General features: G+C 58.2%; 4 protein-coding genes and 2 pseudogenes. 3 read left to right on the top strand and 3 right to left on the bottom strand.

The features are described 5' to 3' along the window. Nucleotides 1–157: 157 nt before the first annotated feature. A complete protein-coding gene (locus AC0L2Z_RS34775) occupies nt 158–1,450 on the bottom strand; it encodes a type II toxin-antitoxin system HipA family toxin (protein ID WP_473630561.1) in 1,293 nt (430 codons plus the stop codon). Then, complete coding sequence (locus AC0L2Z_RS34770) at nt 1,447–1,779, bottom strand: helix-turn-helix domain-containing protein (RefSeq protein ID WP_065010596.1); 333 nt, start codon at nt 1,777–1,779, stop codon at nt 1,447–1,449. The genes AC0L2Z_RS34775 and AC0L2Z_RS34770 overlap by 4 nt, the downstream gene beginning before the upstream one ends. Before the next feature lie 888 nt (nt 1,780–2,667). Between AC0L2Z_RS34770 and AC0L2Z_RS34765 the strand changes: the two genes are divergently transcribed. The 3 genes and pseudogenes from AC0L2Z_RS34765 to AC0L2Z_RS34755 all read left to right on the top strand — a co-directional run. Further along, complete coding sequence (locus AC0L2Z_RS34765; protein WP_473630560.1) at nt 2,668–3,822, top strand: porin; 1,155 nt, start codon at nt 2,668–2,670, stop codon at nt 3,820–3,822. Nucleotides 3,823–4,260: 438 nt separating this feature from the next. Next, a pseudogene (locus AC0L2Z_RS34760) lies at nt 4,261–4,578 on the top strand (response regulator); the annotation flags it as partial. Beyond that, nucleotides 4,577–4,981: pseudogene (locus tag AC0L2Z_RS34755) on the top strand (GNAT family N-acetyltransferase); the annotation flags it as partial. The pseudogenes AC0L2Z_RS34760 and AC0L2Z_RS34755, both read left to right, overlap by 2 nt. A 13-nt stretch (nt 4,982–4,994) precedes the next feature. Here the strand turns inward: AC0L2Z_RS34755 and AC0L2Z_RS34750 are convergent. After that, complete coding sequence (locus AC0L2Z_RS34750) at nt 4,995–5,699, bottom strand: acyltransferase family protein (protein ID WP_473630559.1); 705 nt, start codon at nt 5,697–5,699, stop codon at nt 4,995–4,997. Nucleotides 5,700–5,897: the final 198 nt, after the last annotated feature.

Raw genomic sequence — 5,897 nt, 5'->3', positions numbered from 1 at the left:
CGTGCTCATAGGACCATCTGCAAGCGCTAGACCTGACCGTTGCAACCAAAAATCAATGGGGCGGAGACGCCGCATACGGAGTGAGGGTGGGCGAAACGGAGAACCAGTCGCCTTGACGCCCTTGCAGGACGCCATCTTAACCGCGAACGGCAAGCTTTCAGGGATCATTGCTGCGCCGTTGGGCGGCTTGCCGTTCCCGATGTTCGAACGCGTCGGTGAAGCTATCGAGTTCTTGGGGGGTCATCCCAAGCGCCCGCCCCTCCTCCCGCCATGACGCGACCGCCTTTTCGACTTCTGCGAGTATCGTCTTCGCTCGATCGCTCCTGATCCGGAAATAAGCGATTACCGACATCAGTGCGTCGACAGTCGCTTCGGGCCCAGTTTCCTCGGATATCCAGGTTTTCAGCTCTCGCACGCGCTCAGGGAACGGGTTGATGTCGAATGCAGGCGCCAGGCGCCATTGCCCGCGATGCACATGGAGAAAGCCGTGATTGTGGAGGTGGTCATCGACATTGGTGATAAGGATCGAGAACGCGATGCGCCGCCAAAGCTCTTCGATGTTGGCCGCTGGCTGGCTGCCGTGCTGACGAAGCACATCCACAAGTTCAGTATAGCTATGCTCGCCAACGTCCCCTGACTCTGCGCCGATCATCGTGGCGGCCGAGATATACATGAGTCGATTGCCGTTCGGAGTCCTATCGAAACGCCGTATGAGCGCGACAGGGGCGCCGTCGCTGTCGAGCAGACGTGTCTCAGCAGCATCCACGCCGGCTTTTCTGGCCAACTTCATAGCGAGCACTTCGCCTTTTGTGACAGATCGATCGTCGGCAACGCTCGGAAACTTACCGATAGCGAGGCGTCCGTCATCGTCGACGACAGAGCATTTCGGACGAAGGCCCCCAAGGGACGTGCCACGTCCACGCAAATAGGCGAGATCCGTTGCCGTCTCGGTGTTCGTCTCGACGGCGTGCGTGGCTGCGAGGAGTTGACCGATTTCAATGAGCGGCGGCGTGGTGCGTCGACCCTCCTCGGTCGTTCTTTGGTAACGCCCTTCTTCGTCCTTCAACCGGAGCGCACCAATGCGGCTCATGTCGTCCACTGCCAAGAGGTAATCCATCGCGTTCAGAGGCCGCGTTTCGGCGATATTTCCCGCCCGGCGCGCCTCTTGGCGACGCTTGGCGTGGTCGCGCTGGATGACACGCCGGCCCCATCCGTCCGGCTCCGTGTCGGCGATCGCGTTGTGGAACACGGATCCGTCGCCGGTCTTTCGATGGAATTGAGGGCCAGTAACGAGTGGCAGACCGGGTTCGATCGAGAAGCCTTCCGCCGCTCTCAGCCAACCTGCATCATATTCAAAGGCAGCGCTCTCGCGCGCACCCTGCTGATCATAGCGCAACGTACCCAGTAGCATCGCTTCTTCGCCAATGTGAACAGCAATAGAACGTCTCATATTGCACCCGGTGGCTTCCGCACCCTTACCCTCTTGGGCAAACGTTCAGCGTCGAGGAGCAGGCCTTGCTCATCGCGATGCGCGTCGATGATCTGCGCCAAAGCCTCATCAAAGCCCAAAACGAAAAAGGTCATGGCGTAGGCCCCCATAGCGACGGTCGGGTCTCCTTTTTCGATCTTCAGATAGGTGCTCTTTGCGACACCCAGTCGTTCCGCCATCATCATCACGGTCAGGCTGCGCTTCTTACGGGCGAGCGCAATGTCGGCGCCGAGCTTGCCAAGCGCCCTCTTGACTCTGGGGGGCAATGTATCTGTCACTGTTGAGCGCATGTTTGTCTCATACAAATGACCTTAACTCTTTCTAGGGCGGTTATATAAGACCTAAACCGTGATCTGTCGAGAGTCGGCCTGTTTGACCGAATCGACAAGGCTGTGGCCCTGCAACCAACCACACTACTCTCGTGAGCATGCATCCATCCGATCCGCAATGGGCGCTAGGTGAGTCGCACGGGGGTGTGAACGATTGCGCCGCTGCAAAACGAAACGGGCCATCCTTGGCACGATCCAGATGCTCCCGCCTGACGTACCGAGCGGCGCCGCCGCATGCTGTCTCGACCCAAGCTTCACAGCAACCAGGTGCTGTCGGTATCGAACGAAAGTGTCACATATCGAACATACGAACCGTGTCCCAAAACGTCTGCTCGGTGCTCAGCCTGACCCCCAAAAAGCAAAAAGAAGGGAGCGCGACGAAGTTGCGCCGGCCAATTTAAGTGTCAGCGCGGAGCTACCTCTTCAGGATGGCACGTCGCTTGCTGCTCCGCATCGAACGCCGACGGCCAACTCACAAATAACGGAGATGAATATTGGTTCAGAAATGCTGAATCCCCCATGTACTGAAAGAATGAGGAATGGTTGTGGGAAGCGCGGCAAGGCAATAGGCGATTTTGCCTTTTTTTGGATCCGGACGGAGGTCGAATCTCACCTCCTTCGGGCAGTTGATAGCCAACCACAGTTGTTTCTTCCATAAGTCGAACTGCGATAAAGCAAAGCACAAGTATAATTTGGCTTACTCACAGCGGAACTACTCTAGTCAACTTAGTATCGCGCATTCCTCAGGTACGAAAGAGGACCGAGATGCACATGTTTTTGGTCCTGGGATAGGCCGCCGGTTCGCCCTTTGACGCGTCCGCCTTTTATTCTTTGAACTGGAGATCCAGAATGAACGTAAGCAGCCTTCTTCTCGGCTCAGTTGCGGCCCTGATCTCCGTTTCCGTCGCTCGCGCGACGGACGAAGTCTCCGCGCCGGATCCGACCGAATACGTCAAGATCTGCGACGTCTACGGTTCGGGCTACTTCCATATCCCCGACACCGAGACCTGCGTGCGCATCGGCGGCTACATCCGTTACGACGTCGGCCTCAGCGATGTCCGATCGTATGACGGGATAAGAACCTCCGATGTGAGAACTGGCGAGGCTCAGGGCACCTGGCGAAACAACACGCGTTTCACGTTCAAAACTTGGACGCGCCAGGAGACCGAACTAGGCGCACTGAAGACCTATACTGAGACTCGCGTGAACTTCGGCAACCACAACGCTTATCCGGGTCCGGAAAGCCCTCACAACTATAGCTTCAACAGCGGCGTCAAGTTGACTTCCGCCTGGATCCAGCTTGGTGGCCTCCGAGTTGGCAAGGACGAGTCGGCCTTCGACACGTTTACAGGCTACGCCGGAAACGTGCTCAATAACGTACTCGTTCCGTACGGCGACTTCGATACCAACGCGGCTCAGTATTACTTCGATGCCGATAATGGCTTTTCGGCTCTGGTTTCACTTGAACAAGGGTCGGGTGTAGTCGGTACTATCGACAGCCATGTTCCGCACGTCGTCTTCGGCGTGAAACAGACGCAGGGCTGGGGCGCGATCACCGGCGTAATCGCTCGTGACAGCGACTACGAAGCTTTGGCCGGCAAGCTCCGAGTCGATGTCAATGTCACAGATGACCTGTCGCTATTCGGAATGTTCGGCTACGGCTCCATTGGCAATCTCAACGATGACCCAACCAACGCGGTCGCCGCTCACGGTCGCGGCTTCTACAAAATTTGGAGCGGCAACTGGGCTTTCTGGGCGGGCGCCACTTACACGTTAAACGAGAAAACTTCGTTCAACCTTCAGGTCTCGGGTGATCAGCTCAGGGACTCCGGACTGGCTGCAAACGTCGCCTATATGGTCATTCCAGGTTTCACAGTCACAGCCGAAGTCGATTATGCCCATTACGCCAAGTTCGCTGCCGTCGACCGTTCCGGAATGAACCCGGCTCACGTCGGCAAAAGGAACAGCCTCGGCGGCGTGCTGCGATTCCAAAGCTCGTTCTAACGGAGCGAATCTGAATGCCGGAGGCCCGACTGGAGGCCTCGGTGTCTGGCATTACGATGTTCAAGATGTGGTCCCGGACGATCATGCCCGGACATTGGTTGCTGGACTTCATAGCCTGATCAGCGAGGCTTCCATAGGGCGCTTAGCAATGCCACTGAATAACTCGTCCAGGACATGTCTCTCGGCCCCATCTTGACCCTGTTGTGCTACCCTCATTGCGATGAGCGCTCGAGATCGAGAGCTTCGGAGGCACGGCAAGAACGGCTGAGAAATGCCTGGACGCTTCGTCCAGGCACTCGTCAAGTTTCCTCAGTGGTTCAGAATCATCTTCGGCGACCGTCATTTGCAAAATCAGTTCGGTTCAGTAAGATTCTTGTTCTGTTTGGGTCATCTTGAAGGACTAGTGTCTGAGTCGCAGCGGACTGCCATTCGATCTCTGCGCTGCTCGACCTCAGGATGCCCGATGTGCATGGCTTCGACGGGCTGCTGCAGCTTCGGACCCGCTATCCGCGCCTGCCGGTGGTCATCGCTTCGGGACACGAGGAGCCCAAGATCTTTTCCGAAGCGCTGTCCTACGGCGCAGCCGGCTTCGTCCCGAAATCGGCGCGCAAGAGCGATCTGGCCGCCGCCATTCGCTCGGCGATGGAAGGTGCGGTCCACGTGCCCGAAACCTATGAAGGCCAGCCGCCGGACGCCGACAGCACCGATCGCGCCGAGATGGTGCAGCGCCTTGCCAAGCTGACGCCGCAGCAGGTCGTGGCTTGAGCCGGAACGCCTGTCCTTCCTGCTCGGCGAAGCTTTTTATGCGCGTCGCATCGGTGCGCTCGAAGCCTTCATCATGACGTTCGACCAGGACGCCCGCTACGACAGTCCGAACTTCCTGTGGTTTCGCGAGCGCTATCCGCGCTTTGTCTATGTCGACCGTATCGTCGTCGCGGGAGAAGCGCGTGGCCGCGGCCATGCCCGCAGGCATGAAGATCTATTCGAACATGTTTCGCGTGCCGGCCAGACCATCGTCACTTGCGAGGTGAATGCCGAACCGCCCAATCCGGCTTCGGATGCCTTTCACGCCGCGCTCGGCTTCGTCGAGGTCGTCGACGCGGTGATCCACGGCGGCAAGAAGGCAGTGCGCTACTACACCAGGCGGATCACCGGCTGAGGCAACAGCTCTATCAGTTGCGGTTCAGCCAGGCGCGAGCCGGCTTTTCGACGATGTAATAGCTGCACAAAGCGCAAGCGCGCCGGCCAGCATCAGCAGCGGCGCACTGCCCTGCGCATAGACGAATTTTTAGAACGGCTGCTGCCACAGATACAGCGGAATACGACCACAGCCCCAGCGTCGCCATCGGCCAGGAAGACAAAAATCCGGTCAGATACCGAGTGCTGAAGTCGAGCGAATTGACGGCGAGCGCCAACAGCGGCACCGCGACCAGAAAGTGGATCGGCGGCACCGCATCCATGAACAGAAGAACCGCTCCGACGGTCGCCGCAATGGCGAAATGCGGCCGCTTGAACAACGCCGGCAGCCTGTCGCCGGCCTTGAGCAGGCATATCACCGCCGATAGGAGGATCGAGGCGATTCGCACGTCGGTTCGCCAATAGGTCGTCTCGTAGTCCATCCCGAAGACCCAGTAGGAAATCGCACCGTTCGCCATGGCCAGCACCGACAGCGCGCTGAGCAGCATGACGACACGGGCACGCCCCGAAACAACAAAGCTGATCAGCGCCAGGATGACATAGGCATGTTCTTCGACGCACAGCGACCAGATATGGTCGAGCGCGCCGGCGCGGCTGACGAGAATTCCGGCATAGTTGGAGGTGAATGTCAGCGCCGTCAGCGCCGCTTTCCATTTGAAGGCGACAAACGTGCCGGACAAGGCAGCCTTCGAAGCGAGGACGAAAACCAGCAGCGCCGGATAGATGCGGGAGAACCGACGCTTGAAAAACGCCTTGAGCGGATAACGGATGCCGCCAGCTAGGGTCAGGACCTATTAATCCGGTTGAATTGATGGTGAGCGGCTGATTCATTGTTGGCGGAGGTGCCACGATGGATGATTTGCTGATGTTATCGCCGG

The organism is Mesorhizobium sp. WSM4850 (genome assembly GCF_055811735.1).
This window is presented reverse-complemented; position numbering and strand designations above follow the sequence as displayed.

Bases quoted from the DNA above. Each gene is read 5' to 3' on its own strand.
- AC0L2Z_RS34775 (WP_473630561.1), bottom strand. From the start codon at position 1,450: ATGAGACGTTCTATTGCTGTTCACATTGGCGAAGAAGCGATGCTACTG.
- AC0L2Z_RS34770 (WP_065010596.1), bottom strand. From the start codon at position 1,779: ATGCGCTCAACAGTGACAGATACATTGCCCCCCAGAGTCAAGAGGGCG.
- AC0L2Z_RS34765 (WP_473630560.1), top strand. From the start codon at position 2,668: ATGAACGTAAGCAGCCTTCTTCTCGGCTCAGTTGCGGCCCTGATCTCC.